Origin of the sequence: Mesorhizobium sp. M7A.F.Ca.CA.002.09.1.1 (genome assembly GCF_003998555.1) — a bacterium.
Classification (GTDB): domain Bacteria; phylum Pseudomonadota; class Alphaproteobacteria; order Rhizobiales; family Rhizobiaceae; genus Mesorhizobium; species Mesorhizobium ciceri.
Genome location: NZ_RZRR01001633.1, coordinates 1 through 422, shown reverse-complemented (window position 1 = coordinate 422; position 422 = coordinate 1). Strand labels below are relative to the sequence as shown.

1 protein-coding gene is annotated in these 422 nt (G+C 55.9%); it reads left to right on the top strand.

Features of this window, described 5'->3' with window-relative positions; genetic code table 11:
- Nucleotides 1-11 precede the first annotated feature (11 nt).
- Nucleotides 12-422 (top strand): biotin/lipoyl-binding protein (locus EN994_RS35070; protein WP_127308330.1); only part of this gene is annotated, 411 nt, incomplete at its 3' end.

Sequence of the window (422 nt, the reverse complement as noted above, 5' to 3'; positions counted from 1 at the left end):
GGCGCCTCTTCATTGGCGGCACTTCCTGCCTTTTCTTGGTGGGAGGCATAGGCGGGTGGGCGGCCGCAACCAATCTCTCTGGTGCAGTCGTGGCTTCCGGCACCTTTGTCGTCGATAGCTATGTCAAGAAAATCCAACATTTGACTGGAGGCGTTATCAGCGAGATTCTCATCAAGGAGGGGCAGAAGATTGCTGCCGGAGATGTACTTGTGCGCCTCGATGCAACGCAAGCGCGGGCAAACCTTGGAATCGTCACCAAGAGGCTGGACGAATTGACTGCACGGCTCGCTAGACTTGAGGCCGAGCGCGACGACGAAGACCAGATTGCGTTTCCAGGAACTTTACTTTCCCGGCTTGACAACACCGATATCGCCGCAGCCGTTCAGAGTGAGCGTCGACTGTTTGAGTTCAGGAAGGAAGAC